Below are 17,111 nucleotides of genomic sequence, written 5' to 3'. Positions count from 1 at the left end.
ATGACCTATCTGCCGATCGCAGCCCTTGTCTTCGGCTATCTGCTTGGCTCGATACCCTTCGGCCTGCTGCTTACCCGCGCGGCCGGCCTCGGCGACGTGCGCTCGATCGGCTCCGGCAACATCGGCGCGACCAACGTACTGCGCACCGGCCACAAGGGCCTTGCGGCCGCGACGCTGATCCTCGACGCGCTCAAGGGCACTGCGGCCGTCCTCATCGCAGAGCATTTCGGCCCTGGCCTCGGGCTGTGGGCAGGTTTCGGCGCCTTCGCCGGCCACCTTTTCCCGGTCTGGCTCGGCTTCAAGGGCGGCAAGGGCGTGGCCACTTATCTCGGCGTGCTGATCGGCCTGGCCTGGCCAACGGCGCTGGTCTTCGCCGCCGTCTGGCTGATCGTGGCGATCGTCCTGCGCTACTCCTCGCTGGCGGCGCTGACGGCGGCGATAGCGGTGCCGGTCGCGCTGTGGTTCCAGGCGTCGCCGCAGGTCGCGGCCCTGTTCGCGGTGATGAGCGTGATCGTCTTCATCAAGCACCGCGCCAACATCTCGCGGCTGCTCTCCGGCACGGAAGGCCGGATCGGCGCGAAGGGATGAAAGCGCGGGCAGCCCCGCGCCTCAGCGACCGCCAGCGGCTCGCCTGGCTGAGGCTGATCCGGACCCAGAACGTCGGCCCCGCCTCCTTCCGCGATCTCATCAACCGCTTCGGCTCCGCCGAAACCGCGCTGGAAATGCTGCCGGAACTGATGCTATCGGGCGGCCTCAACCGGCTGGTGCGCATTCCTTCCGTCGACGAAGCGGAAGCCGAGATGGAGGCCGCCGGCCAGGCCGGAGCCCGTTTCGTCGGCATCGGCGAACCCGGCTATCCGCCGCTCCTCAAGACCATAGACCATCCGCCGCCGCTACTTGCCATCAAGGGCGAAGCGGCCGTGTTCGATCTCCCCGCGGCGGCGATCGTGGGTGCACGCAACGCCTCGCTCGCCGGCATCAAGATGGCGCGCACGCTGGCCGCCGAACTCGGCCGCGAGGGCTATGCGATCATCTCCGGCCTGGCGCGTGGCATCGATACGGCGGCGCATCAGGGCAGCCTGTCGACCGGCACCATCGGCGTGCTCGCCGGCGGCCTCGATCGGCCGTACCCGCCCGAGAACACCGGCCTCATCGAGGAAATCTGCGACCATGGCGGCGCCGTGATCACCGAAATGCCCTTCGGCTGGCAGCCGCGCGCGCAGGATTTTCCGCGCCGCAACCGGCTCGTCGCAGCCGGCGCGCTGGGGCTCGTCGTCGTTGAGGCGGCAAAGCGCTCCGGCTCACTGATCAGCGCGCGGCTTGCCGGTGAGATGGGGCGTCTGGTGTTCGCGGTTCCCGGCTCGCCGCTCGACCCGCGCGCCGGCGGCACCAACGGCCTCATCAAGGACGGCGCCACACTCGTCACCGAGGCAGCGGACGTCTCTGGCGCGCTCGCCCCGCTCGCCGGCCGGCCGCCTTCGCTGCCGGACCGCTTCGAGGAACCGCCCGATTTCAGCGCCACGCCGCCGCCCGGCGAGGAAGACCGCGCCCGCGTCGTCGAAGCACTCGGGACGACGCCCGTGGCGCCCGACGAAATCATCCGGCACACCGGCCTGCATCCGGCGCAGGTGTTCATGGTGCTCCTGGAACTCGACCTTGCCGGCCGCCTAGAGCGGCATGCCGGCGGCCACGTCTCGCTGGTCTTCTGAAGGCCTTCACGGCGCGCGGTAAGCGGTTCAGAGATCGAACTCGCCCTGCCCCTCGTCCATCGCGCTGACCACCTCGGCGGCAAGCGCGCGGGTGATGCGCGTCTTCTGCTCCAGCGCCATGCGGTCCAGCCTGTCCACGACCCGCATCGCGGTTGCCAGCGACCGCTCGATGCGCCGCGCTAGATACTGCACCACATGCGGCTCGACCTCGACCTGCCGGTCGGAGAAGAGCTTGGTGATGACGCCCGAAAGCAGGAGATCGTCGGGCTCGTGGATTTCCACCGTCGCCGCCGCCTTCAGCCGCGACGACAGGTCGGGCAGCGTCACCTCCCAGGCGGAAGGAAAGCGCCGCGCGGTCAGGAGAAGATGCGAACCGGCCCCGCGCACCGTGTTGATGAGGTGAAACAGCCCCTGCTCGGAAAACGGCCCCGCATCGATGTCGTCGACCAGCACCGGACGGTCGCCGAGCCCCGGCCAGCTCTCGCCGAGCGCCCGGCCCTCCAGCCGCACCGCGTTCGCCTGCTCGCGCCAGATCGACGCCAGATGCGTCTTGCCCGAGCCGATCGGCCCCGCCAGCACGACGACGGGAGACGGCCAGTCCGGCCAATGGTCGACCAGGGCCACGGCCTCGCTGTTGGCCGGCGAGACGACGAGGTCGTCGCGCGAATAGCCGGTGCCGTGGCCAAGGTCGAGCGGCAACTGGCGCGGCTTTTCGGCCTCGCGCATCATGGGCGCGTCCGCTTCGATCCGCCGTCCTGAGCCGGCGTCTTCGCGCCATGGCCCTTGTAAAGCGGCGATTCCAGGTAGCGGGCGATGGCGAAGCGCACCAACACCGCGATCGCGGCGGCTGCGGGAACCGCGATCAGCAGGCCGACGAACCCGAACAGCGCGCCGAAGGCGAACAGCGCGAACATCAGCCACACCGGATGCAGGCCGACGCTCTTGCCGACGAGCTTTGGGGAAAGGATGTTGCCTTCGATGAACTGGCCGACGAAGAACACACAGGCCACGACGACCACCATCAGCCAGTCCGGCCAGAACTGGACGACGGCGACGCCGACCGCAAGGACCAGCCCGGTCAGCGAACCGACATAGGGGATGAAGCTGATCAGGCCGGCAAAAAGCCCGATCAGGATGCCGAAATTCAGCCCGGTCAGGGTCAGCCCGACGGCATACATGGCGCCCAGAACCAGGCACAGCGTGCCCTGCCCGCGCACGAAACCGGCGGTCGCGGTGTTGATGTCGGTGGCGATCGCACGCACCGTCGCCACATGGTCGCGCGGCACCCAGCTATCGACGGTAGCGACCATCCGGTCCCAGTCGAGCAGCATGTAGAAAGCCACGACCGGCGTGACGACGAACAGGCTCACCACCGAGACCAGCGCCATGCCGGAACTCCAGAGGGACGAGAAAACCGTCGTCACGAGGCCGAGGCCGGAGGTCAGCACCGAATTCAGCCCTTCCTTCAGGCTGTTGGCATCGACGCCGAAGCGTTGCTCCAGCCATTTCGGATCGAAACTGGTGATGAGCGCCTGCAAGCGCGTCAGGTAATCCGGCAGCTTGCCGGAAAAATCGGCCATCTGGGTGGCCAGCACCGGCACCAGGATGACGAAGGCCAGCACCAGGACGATGATGAAGGCGATGAGGATGACCACCGTCGCCATGATGCGGGACAGGCCGAGCCGCTGCAGGCGGTCCGCCACCGGGTCGAGGAAATAGGCCAGCGCCAACCCGGCCACGAAGGGCAGCAGGATGTCGCGGAATAGATAAAGGAACAGCACCAGGACGATGGCCGCCGCCAGCCAGAAAAAGACATGGCGTCGAAAGGCTGTCGATGCCTCGACAGCGACGGCGAGTTCTTCAGGTGCTGGAGGTGCCGCCTTCGCCATAACCACTCATATGTCTCAGCCAGGCCACGAGATAGGCTGCCGCCGAAGCCACGGTCAAGAGGCCGGACAGGATTATCAAGGCGGGACGGACCATTCCCATGCCGGTGCCGAAGGCGAGTTCGGCCAGTACCAGAGCCACCAGAACCAGTTGCACGGCGGTGTTGAGCTTGGAAACCACGAGCGGCTTCATCTCGATCGGCTGGCCCATCACGCTCGACAGCAGCACCGCGAACACGATCAGCGCGTCTCGGGAAACGGCGAGGACGACCAGCCAAAGCGGCAGTTCGCCGGCGATGCCCAGCACCACGAAGACGCTGACCAGCAGGAGCTTGTCCGCCATCGGGTCCATATAGGCGCCAAGCCGCGAGTGCTGGTTGAAATGGCGGGCGATGAAGCCGTCGACACCGTCCGAGATGCCGGCGATGGCGAATCCCGCGAAGGCCCAGTCCCAGCGCGCCTGCAACATCGCCAGCACGACCGCGGGCACCAGCAGGAAGCGCAGGATCGTGATCAGGTTGGGAATGGTCACCACACTTCTTACCCGTTAGCCTCGCGATAGATGGCCAACTGCATCGGTTGCGGCAAGGGGTGTTATACTGTCCACGGTTTTGGCGGCCGGCGACGCGGCTTGTCTTGCGGCAGGCAGCCGTTCATGCGAAGAGCCGGGCCGGAGTCAGGGAAACGGCGATGAGCGACAAGAAAAGCGGGCTCACTTATGCACAGGCAGGCGTCGATATCGACGCCGGCAATGCCATGGTCGAGAAGATCAAGCCGATGGTGCGGTCGACCCGCCGGCCCGGCGCCGATGGCGAGATCGGCGGCTTCGGCGGCCTCTTCGACCTCAAGGCGGCCGGCTTTTCCGACTCCGTCCTGGTCGCCGCCAATGACGGCGTCGGCACCAAGCTGAAAATCGCCATCGAGGCCGGAAAGCACGACACGATCGGCATCGACCTCGTTGCCATGTGCGTCAACGACATCGTGGTCCAGGGCGCCGAGCCGCTGTTCTTCCTCGACTATTTCGCGACCGGCAAGCTCGACCCGGACCAGGGGGCCGCCATCGTCAGCGGCATTGCGGAAGGCTGCCGGCAGGGCGGCTGCGCGCTGATCGGCGGCGAAACGGCCGAGATGCCGGGCATGTATCACGGCAGCGACTACGACCTCGCCGGCTTCGCCGTGGGCGCGGCCGAGCGCGGCCAGCTCCTGCCCACCGACGACATCGTCGAGGGCGACGTTCTTCTCGGCCTCGCCTCGTCGGGCGTCCACTCCAACGGCTTCTCGCTGGTTCGCCGCATCGTGGCGAAAAGCGGCCTTGCCTGGGACGCGCCCGCGCCGTTCGACGAGGATCGGACGCTGGCCGAGGCACTGCTGGAGCCGACGCGCATCTACGTGAAGTCGATCCTCAAGGCGATCCGCAACACGCACGGCATCAAGGCGCTCGCCCACATCACCGGCGGCGGCTTCCCCGAGAACATTCCGCGGGTGCTGCCCAAGGATTTTTCGGCCGAACTCGACCTCGACGCCATCGACGTGCCGCCGGTGTTCTCCTGGCTGGCCAAGACCGGCGGCGTCGAGCCCGAGGAGATGATGCGCACCTTCAACTGCGGCATCGGCATGATCATCGTGGTGGCCTCCGGCCAGGCCGCGCAGGTCGCCGCCGTGCTGCAGGAAGCCGGCGAAAAGGCCGAACCGATCGGCCGCATCGTGCCGCGCCGCGACCGTGGCGTCATCTACCGGGGTGCGATCGATCTATGAAAACGCCGCGTAAACGCACCGCCGTCCTGATTTCCGGGCGCGGTTCCAACATGACCGCGCTGATCGAAGCGGCGAGCGACCCCGATTACCCGGCAGAGATCGTCGGCGTGATCTCCGACAAGGCCAACGCCCCCGGCCTCGGCATGGCCGCCGCGCGCGGTGTGCCGGCGCAGGCGATCGCCCGCTCCGACTATCCCGACAAGCAGGCCCACGACGAGGCCATCGACACCGCACTTGGCGCGCTCGGCGCCGAAATCATCGTCCTGGCGGGCTATATGCGTATTCTCGGCCGCTCCTTCGTCGAAAAATGGCAGGGCCGCATCATCAACATCCATCCTGCCCTACTGCCCTCCTACAAGGGCCTGGACACGCACAAGCGCGCCCTGGCGGATGGCGTGCGCATCCATGGCTGCACGGTGCATTTCGTGACACCGGCGATGGATGACGGCCCGATCATCGCGCAGGCGGCGGTGCCGGTGCTGGTCGGCGACAGCGAGGACGACCTGACCGCGCGCGTGCTCAAGGCCGAACACCGGCTCTATCCGGTGGCGCTGAAGCTGGTGGCCGAGGGCAAGGCACGCATGGAAGCCGGCCGCACCGCCTTTTCCGGCTTCACCGAGGACAGCGACAAGAGCGAGACGACCATCGCTGCGCCCACCCCCCTCGAAGGCACCGTGGACCTCGAGCAACTGGCCCGCATCACGCCTTAGGACTTGCATTGCGGTGGTTAGCTTTACTACCTTATCCGCAATGGAGACCAACATGGGCAAGATCGAAAAAGTAAGCGTCGCCTTGTCTTCCGAACTGCTTGGGATCGCCAAGGAGGCCGTCGCAAGCGGCGCCTATGCGTCGACCAGCGAAGTCATCCGCGAGGCGCTCCGTGAATGGAACCTCCGCAAGCCGCTACGCGAAGCGGAAATCGAGCGGCTGAGAAAGGCATGGCAGGAAGGCGTCGAGAGCGGCAAGCCGCGACCGTTAGATTTTGAAGAAATAAAGCGGCGCGGCCGCGAGCGCCTGGCACGCGCTGGAAAATAATAGGATGCGTCTTGCTGCCGTCGTCTTTACGCCCGCAGCAGAAAGAGACCTCGACGACATCTGGTGGGAGATTGCCCAGCATAACCTCCTAGCGGCCGATGGGACGATCGACACGATCAGAGAACGCACCGAACAATTGGCAAGATTCCCAAACTCCGGCCACCTGCGACCGGAAATCGCTGCTAGCGCGCGTTTCCTGACCGAAGGCAACTATCTTATCCTGTACACGGTCAAACAACGTCAGGTCGATATCATTCGCATCGTCCATGGCGCCCGTGATCTCACGTCGCTCCTGTAGTAGCCCGCATCACGCCGTAAGCGGCGGCGCTGCCCTAACCCACACCTTGTTGTCGTGCACCGGCGCGCCGCCGTAGGGCGCGGGCGCATCGGAGCCGGTCAGCACGTTGATGCCTTCACCGCGCTCATGCGCGCTGTTCGGCCACACGCCTTCCGCGATCACCACGCCGCGGCGCACGCCCGCAAACAGCTTCGCGTGCAACACCACCTCGCCACGCCGGTTGCCGATTTCGACGCGGTCGCCCTCGCCGAGGCCAAGCCCGTTTGCGTCATCCGGGTGGATCAGCAGTTGCGGCCGTTCTTCCTTGGCTTTGGAAACCGGCGTCTCGGTGAAGCTGGAATTCAAAAAATTGCGCGCCGGCGAAGTCGCCAGCCGGAACGGATGCTCCTCGTCCGCTACCTCGATCAGGTCGACATGGTCCGGGAATTCCGGCAGGCGCTCATGGGGACCGAGCACGCCCATGCGCCTCGGCGGCCTGTTGGGCGCGGCCTGTCCGGTCCAGTTCGGGCGAAAATGGAATTTTCGGTCGGCGTGGCCGAAACCGTTGATGTAATGCGCCTCCTCGAAAGGCGGCTGCAGGTCGGCCCATTTCTCCTCGCGGAAGGTGTCGAAGCTGCCCAACCCCTTCTTGGCCAGCATGACGTCGATATGCTGCCGCTCGGTCATGCCGAAGCCCGGCAAATGCGCTACGCCCAGCCGCTTGGCCAGTTCCTCGATGACGAAATGGTTGGTGCGCGGCCCTTCCGGCGGCTCGATCAGCTTGGGGCCGAGCGTGATGTGCTGGTTGCCGCCGCCCTTGTAGATGTCGTCATGCTCCAGGAACATGGTCGCAGGCAGCACCACGTCAGCGAGTTTTGCCGTGTCGGTCATGAACTGCTCGTGCACGCAGGTGAATAGGTCGTCGCGCAGGAAGCCGCGCTTCACCAGTCGTTGCTCGGGCGCGACATTGGCCGGGTTGGTGTTCTGGATCAGCATGGCGGTGACCGGCGGCCCGCCGTAAAGCGCGTCCTCGGCGTTTGTCAGCACCGGGCCGATGCGCGAATGGTCAAGATAGCGGATGTTGGGGTCACGCAGCTTCGTGCCTTCCAAAAGCTCGGTATTGAACTTCAGGATGCCCGAATTGGAATGGAACGCGCCGCCGCCCTCATACTGCCAGCAGCCGGTGACGGCAGCGATGCAGGAGGCCGCATGCATGTTGACCGAACCGTTGCGCTGCCGCGAAAAACCGTAGCCGAGGCGGAAGAAGGTGCGCCTAGTGGTGCCGACCAGCCGCGCGAACGCCTCGATCTCGGCCACCGGCAGACCGGTGATGGCGGACGCCCATTCCGGCGTCCTGTCGCGCAGATGCGCCTCGAGCCCCTTGGGATCGTCGGTGTATTTTTCGAGATAGGCGCGGTCGGCCAGGTCGTCGCGAAACAGGATGTGCATGACCGCGCAGGCGAGCGCGGCATCGGTGCCCGGCTTCACGATGAGGCCGATGTCGGCCTGTTTCATCGTCGCGTTCTCGTAGACGTCGATGACGACGATCTTCGCGCCGCGCTCCTTGCGGGCGCGGATGGCGTGGGTCATGACGTTGACCTGCGTCACCACCGCATTGGTGCCCCAGATCACCACGCAATCGGACTTCGCCATTTCGCGCGGGTCGGGACCGGCGAGCTTGCCGGTGCCCATCATCCATCCGGTCCAGGCGAGATTGGTGCAGATCGAGCCGAAGAAGCCGGAATATTTCTTGGCATGGCGCAGCCGCTCGATGCCGTCGCGCTGCACCAGGCCCATGGTGCCGGCGTAGAAATAGGGCCACACCGTCTCCGAGCCGTATTTTTCCTCCGCGGCGATGAACTTTTCGGCGACCAGGTCGAGCGCGGCTTCCCAGCTTGCTTCCTTCCAGCCGCCCTCGCCCTTGGCGCCGGAGCGGATCAGCGGCTTGGTGAGGCGGTCGGGATGGTGGACGCGGTCGGCATAGCGGGCGACCTTGGCGCAGACGACGCCCGCCGTATAGCTGTTGGCCTTCGCCCCATGGATGCGCCCGATGGTTCGCTCGTCGAGCAGCTCGACCTCGAGCGCACAGGTGGAAGGGCAATCATGCGGGCAGGCCGAATGACCGATACGAAGCGCGACATGCTGGTTCATGGGCAAAACCTATAGCGTTTTGCCGATCGCGTGTAGGGCAAATGTCACGCAGCCTCTGCGCCAGTTCGCCCCTATTCCGCGACGCCTTCCTCGTATTCCGCGCTCATTTCCAGCCATTTTTCCTCGTGCCGGGCAATCTGGCCGGCAAGGTCCGAGCGCTCCTTGGCAAGCCGCGTGGCGCCCACCGGATCCTTTTCGTACAGCGCGGGATCGGCAAGCTGGTCCTCGATGGCGTCGACCCGCTTGCGCAGCCGCTCCATCAGCCCTTCCGTCGCCCGGATTTCCTTGGCCAGCGGCTCCAGTGCTGCGCGGCGCGCGGCGGCCTCGCGGCGACGGTCGGCCTTGGACGCCTTCTCCGCCTCGCGCTTTTCGCGGCGGTCGCCGGAAACGCCGGTCACCAGCGTCTTGTAGTCCTCGAGGTCGCCGTCATAGGGGTTGACCTGCCCGTCCTTGACCAGCCACAGCCGGTCGACGGTCGCCTCCAGCAGGTGGCGATCGTGCGAAATGACTATCACCGCACCTGGAAACTCGTTCAGCGCATGCACCAGCGCCTCGCGCGAATCGATATCGAGGTGGTTGGTCGGCTCGTCGAGGATGAACAGGTTCGGTCCGTCGAAAGCCGCCAGCCCCATCAGCAGCCGCGCCTTCTCGCCGCCCGAAAGGTCTTTCGCGGCCGTGTTCATCTTTTCGGTGGCAAGGCCGAACTGCGCGACCTTGGCGCGCACCTTCGCCTCCGGCGCTTCCGGCATCAGCCGGCGCACATGCTCATAGGCGTTTTCCTCCGGCCGCAAATCGTCCAGCTGGTGCTGTGCGAAGATCGCCACCTTGAGGCCGGGCGCGACGGTCATGGTGCCGGCTTCGGCCTTCAGGCGCCCGGACAGCAGCTTGGCGAAGGTGGACTTGCCGTTGCCGTTGGCGCCCAGCAGCGCGATGCGGTCGTCGGCGTCGATGCGCAGATTGAGCCGCTTCAGCACCGGATGGCCGGGCTGGTAGCCGACCTCGACCTTTTCCAGCGCGACGATCGGCGAGGCCACCGTCTTGACCGGCTCAGGAAAGGAGAACGGCCGCACCTGGTCGTCCACCAGTGCCGCGATCGGCTTCATCTTCTCCAGCGCCTTGATGCGCGACTGCGCCTGCCTGGCCTTCGAGGCCTTGGCGCGGAAGCGGTCGACGAAGGATTGCAGGTGCTTGCGCGCCGCCTCCTGCTTGATACGGCCCTTCTCTTGCAATTCGCGCTGTTCGGTCAGCTGCCGCTCGAACTGGTCGTAGCCGCCGCGCCAGAAGGTCAGCTTCTTCTGGTCGAGATGAACGATGGAATTGACCGAGCGGTTGAGCAGGTCGCGGTCGTGCGAGATCAGCAGCACGGTGTGCGGATATTTGGCGATGTAGTTCTCGAGCCACAACGTGCCTTCGAGGTCGAGATAGTTGGTCGGCTCGTCGAGAAGCAGGAGGTCAGGCTCGGAAAACAGCACGGCGGCAAGCGCCACGCGCATGCGCCAGCCGCCGGAAAAGGACGAGGCCGGGCGCTGCTGCGCCGCTTCGTCGAAACCGAGGCCGGCCAGGATAGTCGCCGCGCGCGCTTCCGCTGAATGCGCGTCGATATCGGCAAGCCGCATGTGGATTTCGGCGATCCGGTTGGGGTCCCTGGCGGTCTTTTCCTCGGCCAGGAGGGCCGCGCGCTCGACATCGGCCTTGAGCACGATGTCGATGAGCGGCTCTTCCGTGCCCGGCGCTTCCTGCGCGACCTGCCCGATGCGGGTGTTCTTCGGCAGGGTGACCGAGCCGGTTTCGGACGGAAAGTCGCCGGTGATGGCATGAAACAGCGTCGTCTTGCCGGTGCCGTTGCGGCCGACAAGGCCCGCCTTGGCCCCGGCCGGCAGCACCAGCGAAGCGTGGTCGAGCAACAGGCGCCCGGCAATTCGAAGCGTGAGGTCGTTGATGGTCAGCATGGCTGCGCTTTTGGCGGAGGTCGGCGCGAAGTGCAAGCCTGCCCCGGCATATCGCCGGCCCCGAACAAGCAAACGGCCCGCCGAAGCGGGCCGCGCCGATCCTATCCTCGCCCGGTCAGCGGGCGGCTGTCCGGATCATCAGGCACAGTTCGCGCAACGCCTGATCGTAATTGCCCTGCCCTTTCAGGACGTCGCGGCAGCGGACGCGGTATTTGGCAAGCTGGGCGGCGGACATGCCGGACACCACGCTCGCAAGTTGCGGAGCATTAGGGTTCGACGGATTTCCAGACGTTCCCGGCTTTCCGGGTGCCGTCGGGCTGGTACCGACACCGACGCCCGCCCGGATCCCGGTGCTGCCGATGCCCAAGGTAGCCCCCACGCCGAGGCCGCTCGTGCCGCCGACATTGGCCCCGGCGCCGACACCGATGCCGCTCTTGCCGCCGACCGACGCGCCGACACCGGCACCGATGCCGCTCTTGCCTCCGACCGAGGCCCCGACACCTGCTCCGATACCGCTCTTACCACCGACCGAGGCACCAACCCCTACGCCGATGCCGCCGCTTCCTCCAATGGAAGCGCTCACGCCGAGCCCTCCTGCATTCGCCGGAAGGCAGCAAAGTCCGGCAAGAATTAATCCTCCCGCCAAGATGTTCGTTACTTTACCTGAGGAATAAGTCATCGAAGGCCTCCTGTTCACTCCAATGGACTAGGAATTTACGATTGCCATTGAGTGACAGGAACGTCGATCTGTATATTGACCTTTAGGCCAATAAAATGCCGCAATTGCCGTCAGCAATTAATGGCTGGAAAATATTGTCATTTATAGAAATTTATTTCAAAATAAGACTATAATGAAGTTACGCGAAGGCCCTGCCTTCTTCGCTACGCTGGAAATAGCTGAGGTCGAGCGGTATCGACGGGCGGCCGAGCGTGGTCAGGATCATGTGCGCCTGGCCGCGGTGGTGGGTCTGGTGGTTGAAGAAATGGGCAAGCGCCGGCGACAGCCGCTGTGAAACGGTGCGCATGTCGGTCATCGGCATATAGGTGAAGCGGCCGGCGAGCGCGGCATCGTCCAGGCCTTGCACCCAGTCAATGATGCGCTGGTCCTCCGCCTCGCGCGCCACGGCAAGCTCGGGCAGCGCCGCATGGATGATGGCGTCGAGCCGCGCCGGCGCATCCCCCTCGCCGGTGAACCGCTTCATCCAGATGCGGTCGGCGGTGAGGATATGGTTGAGCGTACCCATCATCGAGCCGAAGAAGGCGCCGGTATCGTAGTTGAATTCCTTCTCCGCAAGATCGGCCGCTGCCTCATAGACGAGGCGGTTGGCCCAGCGGTTATAGGCGGCGAACATCATAAAATGGCGCTTCATCGGCATAATGGTTCCCCGCTTCGACGTTTCTTCCGGCCTTGGCAATGGGCCGGCGCGCTTGTATAGAGCCGCCACCCATCAATTACCAATCCAGAAGGACTTCCCATGGCGCTCGAACGCACCTTTTCCATGATCAAGCCGGACGCTACGCGGCGCAACCTCACCGGCGCCATCACCAAGATGCTGGAGGACGCCGGCCTGCGCGTCGTCGCTTCCCGCCGCGTCTGGATGAGCCGCCGCGAGGCCGAGGGCTTTTACGCCGTCCACAAGGAGCGCCCCTTCTTCGGCGAGCTGGTCGAGTTCATGTCCTCCGGCCCGACCATCGTGCAGGTACTGGAAGGCGACAACGCCATCGCCAGGAACCGCGAAGTGATGGGCGCCACCAACCCTGCCCAGGCCGCCGAGGGCACCATCCGCAAGGTGCACGCCCTTTCCATCGGCGAAAACTCCGTGCACGGCTCGGACGCCCCGGAAACCGCCGCGCAGGAAATCCGCTACTGGTTCTCCGACACCGAAATCGTCGGCTGATTCAAAAGGCGACTTCTACCGCGCAAATAGCTGATTAAAAAAGCAAAGCCGGGGTCCTGCCCCGGCTTTTCTTATTCCGGACAGGCGCAACAGCCTTACATGGGGCTGAAGCGCAGGATGTCACGGCCTTCCTTGTCGGCGATCGCGAGGTCCTTGCCTTCGGCACGGAAGCTTGCCGCCCGGGCGAAGGCGTCGAACAGTGCGGTATCGGCCGCCATCAATTCCGGCGCGCAAGCCATCTGCGTGGCGCCGGCCTGCCCGATCTCGATCTTTTCCGCCTCGATCTTGGCGCTGGCGAAATAGCCGTTGCAAAAGCCCTTGCCGCCGATCGCGCCGTCTTCGGCGATGCGGAAGGTCGCACGCCGCTCAGGCAGGCTCTCGATGCCGTCGACCCGTTCGACCTTCCAGTCCTTGCCGTAGATCGCCGGCCCGTCGCCGGATTGCGCCTGCCCGTCCACCTTCCTGACCAGCACCGTCTGTGGCTCGTCGGTCAGCGGATCGACCGAATGGCGCGTATCGGTGATGAACCACAGCTTGTCGTCCACCGTGATGCGCGCCTGCAAGGCATAGCTCATGTTCGGCTGGACGACGGAGGGATCGAACCTGATCTCGAATTTGACCGGCACCTGGCCCGCCGGGTCGATCTTCTGCTCGCCCAGGATCGCAGCCGGCGCATCGGCCAGCGAAACGTCGGCAAGCTGCACCGAAACCACGGCGTTGGGCGGCAGCGCGATGCGCTCGCGATAAAGAACCTCGCCGTGCAGCACATGCTCGGCCGCCCTGGGTGCCCCGGGCGCGATCAGCATGCCGATCACCAGCGGCGTGAAGCCGAAAATGAGTAGTTCCGCGATCCTGTCCAGCATGGCCTTGCCCCGTTTTCCGAGGGCTAAAGAGGACGCAGGATTACGGACAATCCGTGGCGACGGATGGGCATAATTCGGATTTGAGGTAAATGAAAATTAACGTTTCCACCGCCGCGCGGCTTCCTCGTCCGCTTCCTTGGCGTCCACCCAATCGCCCTCGGCGCCGTCGGCGCGATGCTCCTTCTTCCAGAACGGGGCGCGCGATTTCAGGAAATCCATGAGGAAGCTGGCTGCCTCGAAAGCCGCGTGGCGATGCGTGGAAGCGGCCACCACAAGCACGATGTTCTCGCCCGGTTTCAGCTTGCCGTAGCGGTGGATCGCGACGAGCCCCTGCAACGGCCAGCGCGCCAGCGCCTCCTGGGCGATGCGGCTGATCTCCGCCTCGGCCATGCCCGGATAATGCTCGAGTTCCAGTGCCGAAAGCGCGCCGGCCTCGTCGCGGCACAGGCCGGAAAAGGTGACGACCGCGCCGATATCGGCCCGTCCGGCCGTCAGCCTGGCGATCTCGGCGGCAACGTCGAAATCGTCGCGCTGGATGCGGACCATCGGCAGGACGGCGCCGGTCACGGCATCAGCCTCCGGTCATCGGTGGGAACAGCGCGATCTCGCGCGCGCCGGCGATCTCTTCGGCATGGTCGACATGCTCGCGGTCGATCGCCACCCGGATCACTTGCGGCTGCTGCAGGGCGTTCTCGTATTCATCGCCGCGCGCGCGCAGCCATTGCAGAAGGTCTGCCACCGTCGCGACGGAGGCCGGAAGCTCGACCTCCTCCTCCGGCTTGCCGATGCGTTCGCGCACCCAGGCGAAGTAGATCAGTTTCATCGCGCCGCCCTATTCGTCGACGATATGCTTGAGCCCGGCACGGAAATAGTCATAGCCCGTATATAGGGTGACCAGCGCCGCCACCCAAAGCAGCACCAGGCCGGTCTGCGTGGTGAAGGGAAATATCTTGTCGCCCGCCGGCCCGGCGAGCAGGAAGGCGATGGCGATCATCTGGATCGTCGTCTTCCACTTCGCCAGCTTCGTCACCGGCACGCTGACCTTCAGCGCCGCCAGATATTCGCGCAGGCCCGACACCAGGATTTCGCGGCACAGGATGATGACCGCCGCCCATAGCGACCAGCCGGCAATGCCGCCGGCCCGGTCGGTATCGGCAGCCAGCAGCAACAGGCAGATGGAAACCAGCAGCTTGTCGGCGATCGGATCGAGCATGCGGCCGATATTAGAGGTTTGCTGCCAGGCGCGCGCCAGATAGCCGTCGAAATAGTCGGTGATGCTGGCCGCGACGAAGATGGCGAGCGCCGACCAGCGCGCGAAGTCGCTCGATTTCAGGTGGCCCTCGAGGAAGAAGCACAACACCACCAGCGGCACCGCGATGATGCGGGCGTAGGTGAGAATATTAGGCAGGTTGAATGCGCGCTTGGCCATGTCTTTGAAAACTCTTCGTGTCCTGCCTACTAGAAATCAGATGGCCGCATCAGGGGTCAACAGGCGAAATCGATTGGCCCTATCGAAGCGCGCATATCCCCTCAATTTTCATGGAAATGGTTATAGACCACTTTGGCGATCTGTTCGGAAATTCCTTCCACGGCCATCAGGTCCTCGACCGCCGCGCGGCTGACGGCCTTGGCCGTGCCGAAATGCAGGAGCAGCGCGCGCTTGCGGCCCGGCCCGATGCCGCTGATTTCGTCGAGCGGGTTCTTCACCAGTTCCTTCTTGCGGCGGGCGCGGTGCGTGCCGATGGCGAAGCGGTGTGCCTCGTCGCGCAGGCGCTGGACGAAGTAGAGGACAGGGTCGCGAACCGGCAGCGAAAACGAGCTTTTGCCCTTGACGAAGAACCGCTCGCGGCCGGCCTCGCGATCCTGGCCCTTGGCGACGCCGATGGCGACGACGCGATCCTCGACGCCGAGGTCGGAAAGGATCTGGCGCACCGCCGTCATCTGGCCCTGGCCGCCGTCGATGAGGATGACGTCCGGCCAAGCCGGAAAGCCGTTGCCCTCGATCTCCACTCCCTCTTCCGCCTGCTCGCCGGCGGCCTCCTCGCCATGCTCCTTCAGCAGCCGCGAAAAGCGCCGCTCCATCACCTCTCGCATCATTCCGAAATCGTCGCCGGGGGTGATCTCGGTCGAGCGGATGTTGAACTTGCGGTACTGGTTCTTCACAAAGCCTTCCGGCCCGGCCACGATCATGGTGCCCACCGCATTGGTGCCCATGATATGCGAGTTGTCGTAGACCTCGATGCGCTGCGGCGGCTTCTCCAGCCCGAAGGTCTCGGCAAAGCCGGCAAGCAGCCGCGCCTGGGTCGAGGTTTCCGCCAGCCGCCGGCCAAGCGCCTCGCGGGCGTTCTGCAAGGCGTTGTCGACGAGTTCCTTCTTCTCGCCGCGCTGCGGCACCGAAACCGTCACCTTGCGCCCGGCGCGGGTGGACAGGGCCTCGGCCAGAAGTTCCTGCTCGGCCACTTCCTGCGACAACAGGATGGTGCGAGCAACCGGCTTGTCGTCATAGAACTGCGCGATGAAGGAACCCAGTATCTCGGCCGCGCCCAGCGCCAGGTCGGCCTTTGGGAAATAGGCGCGGTTGCCCCAGTTCTGCCCGGTGCGGAAGAAGAACACCTGGATGCAGACCTGCCCGCCTTCCAGATGGATGGCGAAGACGTCGGCCTCCTCGACGCTCTGCGGATTGATGCCCTGATGGCTCTGCACATGCGAAAGAGCGGCGAGCCGGTCGCGGTAGATGGCCGCGCGCTCGAAATCCAGCGCCTCCGAAGCCTCCTGCATGGCCTCCGAGATTTCGGTCTTCACCTTCTGGCTGCGGCCCGACAGGAACGCCTTGGCCTCGGCGACCAGCGCAGCATAGTCGGCATGGGAGATCTCGCCGGTGCACGGCGCCGAGCAGCGCTTGATCTGGAACAGCAGGCAGGGGCGCGTGCGGTTCTCGAAGAAGGAATCGGTGCAGGTCCTGAGCAGGAACGCCCGCTGCAGGGAATTGATGGTGCGCCCGACCGCGCCGGCCGAGGCGAAAGGGCCGAAATAGTCGCCCTGGCGCGAGCGCGCGCCGCGATGCTTGTAGATGCCAGGCGACGGGTGGTCGCCGGTAAGCAGGATGTAGGGAAACGACTTGTCGTCGCGCATCAGCACGTTAAAGCGCGGCCGCAAGCGCTTGATCAGATTCGCTTCCAGAAGCAGCGCCTCGATCTCGGTGCGGGTGACGACGAACTCCATCGTCGCCGTCTCGCGCACCATGCGGCCGATGCGGTTGGTGTGGAAGCGACCCTGCGCATAGGCGGTGACGCGCTTCTTCAGGCTGCGCGCCTTGCCGACGTAGAGCACGTCGCCGGCCGCGTTCATCATGCGGTAGACGCCCGGCGCGTTGGGCAGCCGCTTGACCAGCGCCTGGATGACTTCGGCGCCGACGACCTTGTTGCCGCCGTCGCCGGCGGGCGGCGTCCAGTCTATGGCGGTGAAGGAGACGTCCGGGCCGGAAGGCGCTTCGGCAGGCTCGGGGCCGTCATCGTCGATATCGGTATCCGGCAGGTCGTCGCCCGCCGCCAAACCGCGCGTGCCGCGCCTGCTCTCGCGCGCCTTCAT

At 65.4% G+C, this 17,111-nt stretch carries 19 protein-coding genes; 7 read left to right on the top strand and 12 right to left on the bottom strand.

The features are described from left to right. Window positions 1–588, top strand: coding sequence for a glycerol-3-phosphate 1-O-acyltransferase PlsY (gene plsY / locus ACFOHJ_RS15890; RefSeq protein WP_378222107.1), 588 nt, complete (start codon window positions 1–3; stop codon window positions 586–588). Next, on the top strand, window positions 585–1,709 hold the full coding sequence (gene dprA / locus ACFOHJ_RS15885; RefSeq protein WP_378222105.1) for a DNA-processing protein DprA: 1,125 nt from the start codon (window positions 585–587) through the stop codon (window positions 1,707–1,709). Before plsY ends, dprA begins: the two co-directional genes overlap by 4 nt. 27 nt (window positions 1,710–1,736) lie before the next feature. On the opposite strand, the gene hdaA is transcribed toward dprA, so the two are convergent. The 3 genes from hdaA to ACFOHJ_RS15870 are packed head-to-tail and all read right to left on the bottom strand — an operon-like array spanning window position 1,737 to window position 4,127. Next, the gene (gene hdaA / locus ACFOHJ_RS15880; RefSeq protein WP_378222335.1) at window positions 1,737–2,435 is read right to left on the bottom strand and encodes a DnaA regulatory inactivator HdaA; all 699 of its coding nucleotides are present in this window, start codon (window positions 2,433–2,435) and stop codon (window positions 1,737–1,739) included. Further along, window positions 2,435–3,598: an AI-2E family transporter gene (locus tag ACFOHJ_RS15875; protein WP_378222103.1), complete on the bottom strand. Its 1,164-nt coding sequence runs from the start codon at window positions 3,596–3,598 to the stop codon at window positions 2,435–2,437. The genes hdaA and ACFOHJ_RS15875 overlap by 1 nt, the downstream gene beginning before the upstream one ends. Continuing rightward, window positions 3,570–4,127: a CDP-alcohol phosphatidyltransferase family protein gene (locus ACFOHJ_RS15870; RefSeq protein ID WP_378222102.1), complete on the bottom strand. Its 558-nt coding sequence runs from the start codon at window positions 4,125–4,127 to the stop codon at window positions 3,570–3,572. Before ACFOHJ_RS15870 ends, ACFOHJ_RS15875 begins: the two co-directional genes overlap by 29 nt. Before the next feature lie 158 nt (window positions 4,128–4,285). On the opposite strand from ACFOHJ_RS15870, the gene purM reads away from it, so the two are divergent. Genes purM through ACFOHJ_RS15850 form a run of 4 tightly spaced genes read left to right on the top strand, consistent with a single transcriptional unit; the run spans window position 4,286 to window position 6,683 of the window. After that, window positions 4,286–5,350 (top strand): phosphoribosylformylglycinamidine cyclo-ligase, encoded by a 1,065-nt coding sequence (purM, locus tag ACFOHJ_RS15865; protein ID WP_378222100.1) that lies wholly within the window; start codon window positions 4,286–4,288, stop codon window positions 5,348–5,350. Further along, window positions 5,347–6,060, top strand: a complete 714-nt coding sequence (gene purN / locus ACFOHJ_RS15860; protein ID WP_378222099.1) for a phosphoribosylglycinamide formyltransferase — start codon at window positions 5,347–5,349, stop codon at window positions 6,058–6,060. Before purM ends, purN begins: the two co-directional genes overlap by 4 nt. 52 nt (window positions 6,061–6,112) lie before the next feature. After that, complete coding sequence (locus ACFOHJ_RS15855) at window positions 6,113–6,385, top strand: type II toxin-antitoxin system ParD family antitoxin (protein WP_378222098.1); 273 nt, start codon at window positions 6,113–6,115, stop codon at window positions 6,383–6,385. 4 nt (window positions 6,386–6,389) lie between these two features. Further along, window positions 6,390–6,683, top strand: coding sequence for a type II toxin-antitoxin system RelE/ParE family toxin (locus tag ACFOHJ_RS15850; RefSeq protein ID WP_378222096.1), 294 nt, complete (start codon window positions 6,390–6,392; stop codon window positions 6,681–6,683). A 9-nt stretch (window positions 6,684–6,692) separates the two neighbouring features. Here the strand turns inward: ACFOHJ_RS15850 and ACFOHJ_RS15845 are convergent, their stop codons facing one another. The 4 genes from ACFOHJ_RS15845 to ACFOHJ_RS15830 all read right to left on the bottom strand — a co-directional run bounded on the left by ACFOHJ_RS15845 (window position 6,693) and on the right by ACFOHJ_RS15830 (window position 12,132). Next, complete coding sequence (locus ACFOHJ_RS15845; RefSeq protein WP_378222095.1) at window positions 6,693–8,813, bottom strand: molybdopterin-containing oxidoreductase family protein; 2,121 nt, start codon at window positions 8,811–8,813, stop codon at window positions 6,693–6,695. 71 nt (window positions 8,814–8,884) lie between these two features. Next, window positions 8,885–10,762 carry an ABC-F family ATP-binding cassette domain-containing protein gene (locus tag ACFOHJ_RS15840; RefSeq protein WP_378222093.1) on the bottom strand — a complete coding sequence of 626 codons (1,878 nt, stop codon included), beginning with the start codon at window positions 10,760–10,762 and terminating at the stop codon, window positions 8,885–8,887. A 115-nt stretch (window positions 10,763–10,877) separates the two neighbouring features. Continuing rightward, window positions 10,878–11,345, bottom strand: coding sequence for a hypothetical protein (locus ACFOHJ_RS15835; protein ID WP_378222092.1), 468 nt, complete (start codon window positions 11,343–11,345; stop codon window positions 10,878–10,880). A 274-nt stretch (window positions 11,346–11,619) separates the two neighbouring features. Then, entirely contained in the window at window positions 11,620–12,132 is a 513-nt protein-coding gene (locus ACFOHJ_RS15830; RefSeq protein ID WP_378222091.1) for a DinB family protein, read from the bottom strand. 105 nt (window positions 12,133–12,237) lie between these two features. Here ACFOHJ_RS15830 and ndk point away from each other — a divergent pair, with 105 nt between their 5' ends. Next, window positions 12,238–12,660, top strand: coding sequence for a nucleoside-diphosphate kinase (gene ndk / locus ACFOHJ_RS15825; protein WP_378222089.1), 423 nt, complete (start codon window positions 12,238–12,240; stop codon window positions 12,658–12,660). A 95-nt stretch (window positions 12,661–12,755) separates the two neighbouring features. On the opposite strand, the gene ACFOHJ_RS15820 is transcribed toward ndk, so the two are convergent. From ACFOHJ_RS15820 to uvrC, 5 genes are all read right to left on the bottom strand, one after another. Beyond that, window positions 12,756–13,523: a YbaY family lipoprotein gene (locus tag ACFOHJ_RS15820; RefSeq protein WP_378222087.1), complete on the bottom strand. Its 768-nt coding sequence runs from the start codon at window positions 13,521–13,523 to the stop codon at window positions 12,756–12,758. Window positions 13,524–13,619: 96 nt separating this feature from the next. Next, a complete protein-coding gene (locus ACFOHJ_RS15815) occupies window positions 13,620–14,090 on the bottom strand; it encodes a molybdenum cofactor biosynthesis protein MoaE (protein WP_378222085.1) in 471 nt (156 codons plus the stop codon). Between the two features lie 4 nt (window positions 14,091–14,094). Beyond that, window positions 14,095–14,346 (bottom strand): molybdopterin converting factor subunit 1, encoded by a 252-nt coding sequence (gene moaD, locus ACFOHJ_RS15810; RefSeq protein ID WP_378222084.1) that lies wholly within the window; start codon window positions 14,344–14,346, stop codon window positions 14,095–14,097. A 9-nt stretch (window positions 14,347–14,355) separates the two neighbouring features. After that, window positions 14,356–14,952, bottom strand: coding sequence for a CDP-diacylglycerol--glycerol-3-phosphate 3-phosphatidyltransferase (gene pgsA / locus ACFOHJ_RS15805; RefSeq protein WP_378222082.1), 597 nt, complete (start codon window positions 14,950–14,952; stop codon window positions 14,356–14,358). A 101-nt stretch (window positions 14,953–15,053) separates the two neighbouring features. Beyond that, window positions 15,054–17,111 carry an excinuclease ABC subunit UvrC gene (gene uvrC, locus ACFOHJ_RS15800; protein ID WP_378222081.1) on the bottom strand — a complete coding sequence of 686 codons (2,058 nt, stop codon included), beginning with the start codon at window positions 17,109–17,111 and terminating at the stop codon, window positions 15,054–15,056.

Source organism: Aquamicrobium soli (genome assembly GCF_042646345.1).
Taxonomy (GTDB): domain Bacteria; phylum Pseudomonadota; class Alphaproteobacteria; order Rhizobiales; family Rhizobiaceae; genus Mesorhizobium; species Mesorhizobium soli_A.
This window is presented reverse-complemented; position numbering and strand designations above follow the sequence as displayed.

Coding starts and splice junctions, on each gene's coding strand:
- plsY (WP_378222107.1), top strand. CDS start 1: ATGACCTATCTGCCGATCGCAGCCCTTGTCTTCGGCTATCTGCTTGGC.
- dprA (WP_378222105.1), top strand. CDS start 585: ATGAAAGCGCGGGCAGCCCCGCGCCTCAGCGACCGCCAGCGGCTCGCC.
- hdaA (WP_378222335.1), bottom strand. CDS start 2,435: ATGCGCGAGGCCGAAAAGCCGCGCCAGTTGCCGCTCGACCTTGGCCAC.
- ACFOHJ_RS15875 (WP_378222103.1), bottom strand. CDS start 3,598: ATGGCGAAGGCGGCACCTCCAGCACCTGAAGAACTCGCCGTCGCTGTC.
- purM (WP_378222100.1), top strand. CDS start 4,286: ATGAGCGACAAGAAAAGCGGGCTCACTTATGCACAGGCAGGCGTCGAT.
- purN (WP_378222099.1), top strand. CDS start 5,347: ATGAAAACGCCGCGTAAACGCACCGCCGTCCTGATTTCCGGGCGCGGT.
- ACFOHJ_RS15855 (WP_378222098.1), top strand. CDS start 6,113: ATGGGCAAGATCGAAAAAGTAAGCGTCGCCTTGTCTTCCGAACTGCTT.
- ACFOHJ_RS15850 (WP_378222096.1), top strand. CDS start 6,390: ATGCGTCTTGCTGCCGTCGTCTTTACGCCCGCAGCAGAAAGAGACCTC.
- ACFOHJ_RS15845 (WP_378222095.1), bottom strand. CDS start 8,813: ATGAACCAGCATGTCGCGCTTCGTATCGGTCATTCGGCCTGCCCGCAT.
- ACFOHJ_RS15840 (WP_378222093.1), bottom strand. CDS start 10,762: ATGCTGACCATCAACGACCTCACGCTTCGAATTGCCGGGCGCCTGTTG.
- ACFOHJ_RS15830 (WP_378222091.1), bottom strand. CDS start 12,132: ATGAAGCGCCATTTTATGATGTTCGCCGCCTATAACCGCTGGGCCAAC.
- ndk (WP_378222089.1), top strand. CDS start 12,238: ATGGCGCTCGAACGCACCTTTTCCATGATCAAGCCGGACGCTACGCGG.
- ACFOHJ_RS15820 (WP_378222087.1), bottom strand. CDS start 13,523: ATGCTGGACAGGATCGCGGAACTACTCATTTTCGGCTTCACGCCGCTG.
- moaD (WP_378222084.1), bottom strand. CDS start 14,346: ATGAAACTGATCTACTTCGCCTGGGTGCGCGAACGCATCGGCAAGCCG.
- pgsA (WP_378222082.1), bottom strand. CDS start 14,952: ATGGCCAAGCGCGCATTCAACCTGCCTAATATTCTCACCTACGCCCGC.
- uvrC (WP_378222081.1), bottom strand. CDS start 17,111: ATGAAGGCGCGCGAGAGCAGGCGCGGCACGCGCGGTTTGGCGGCGGGC.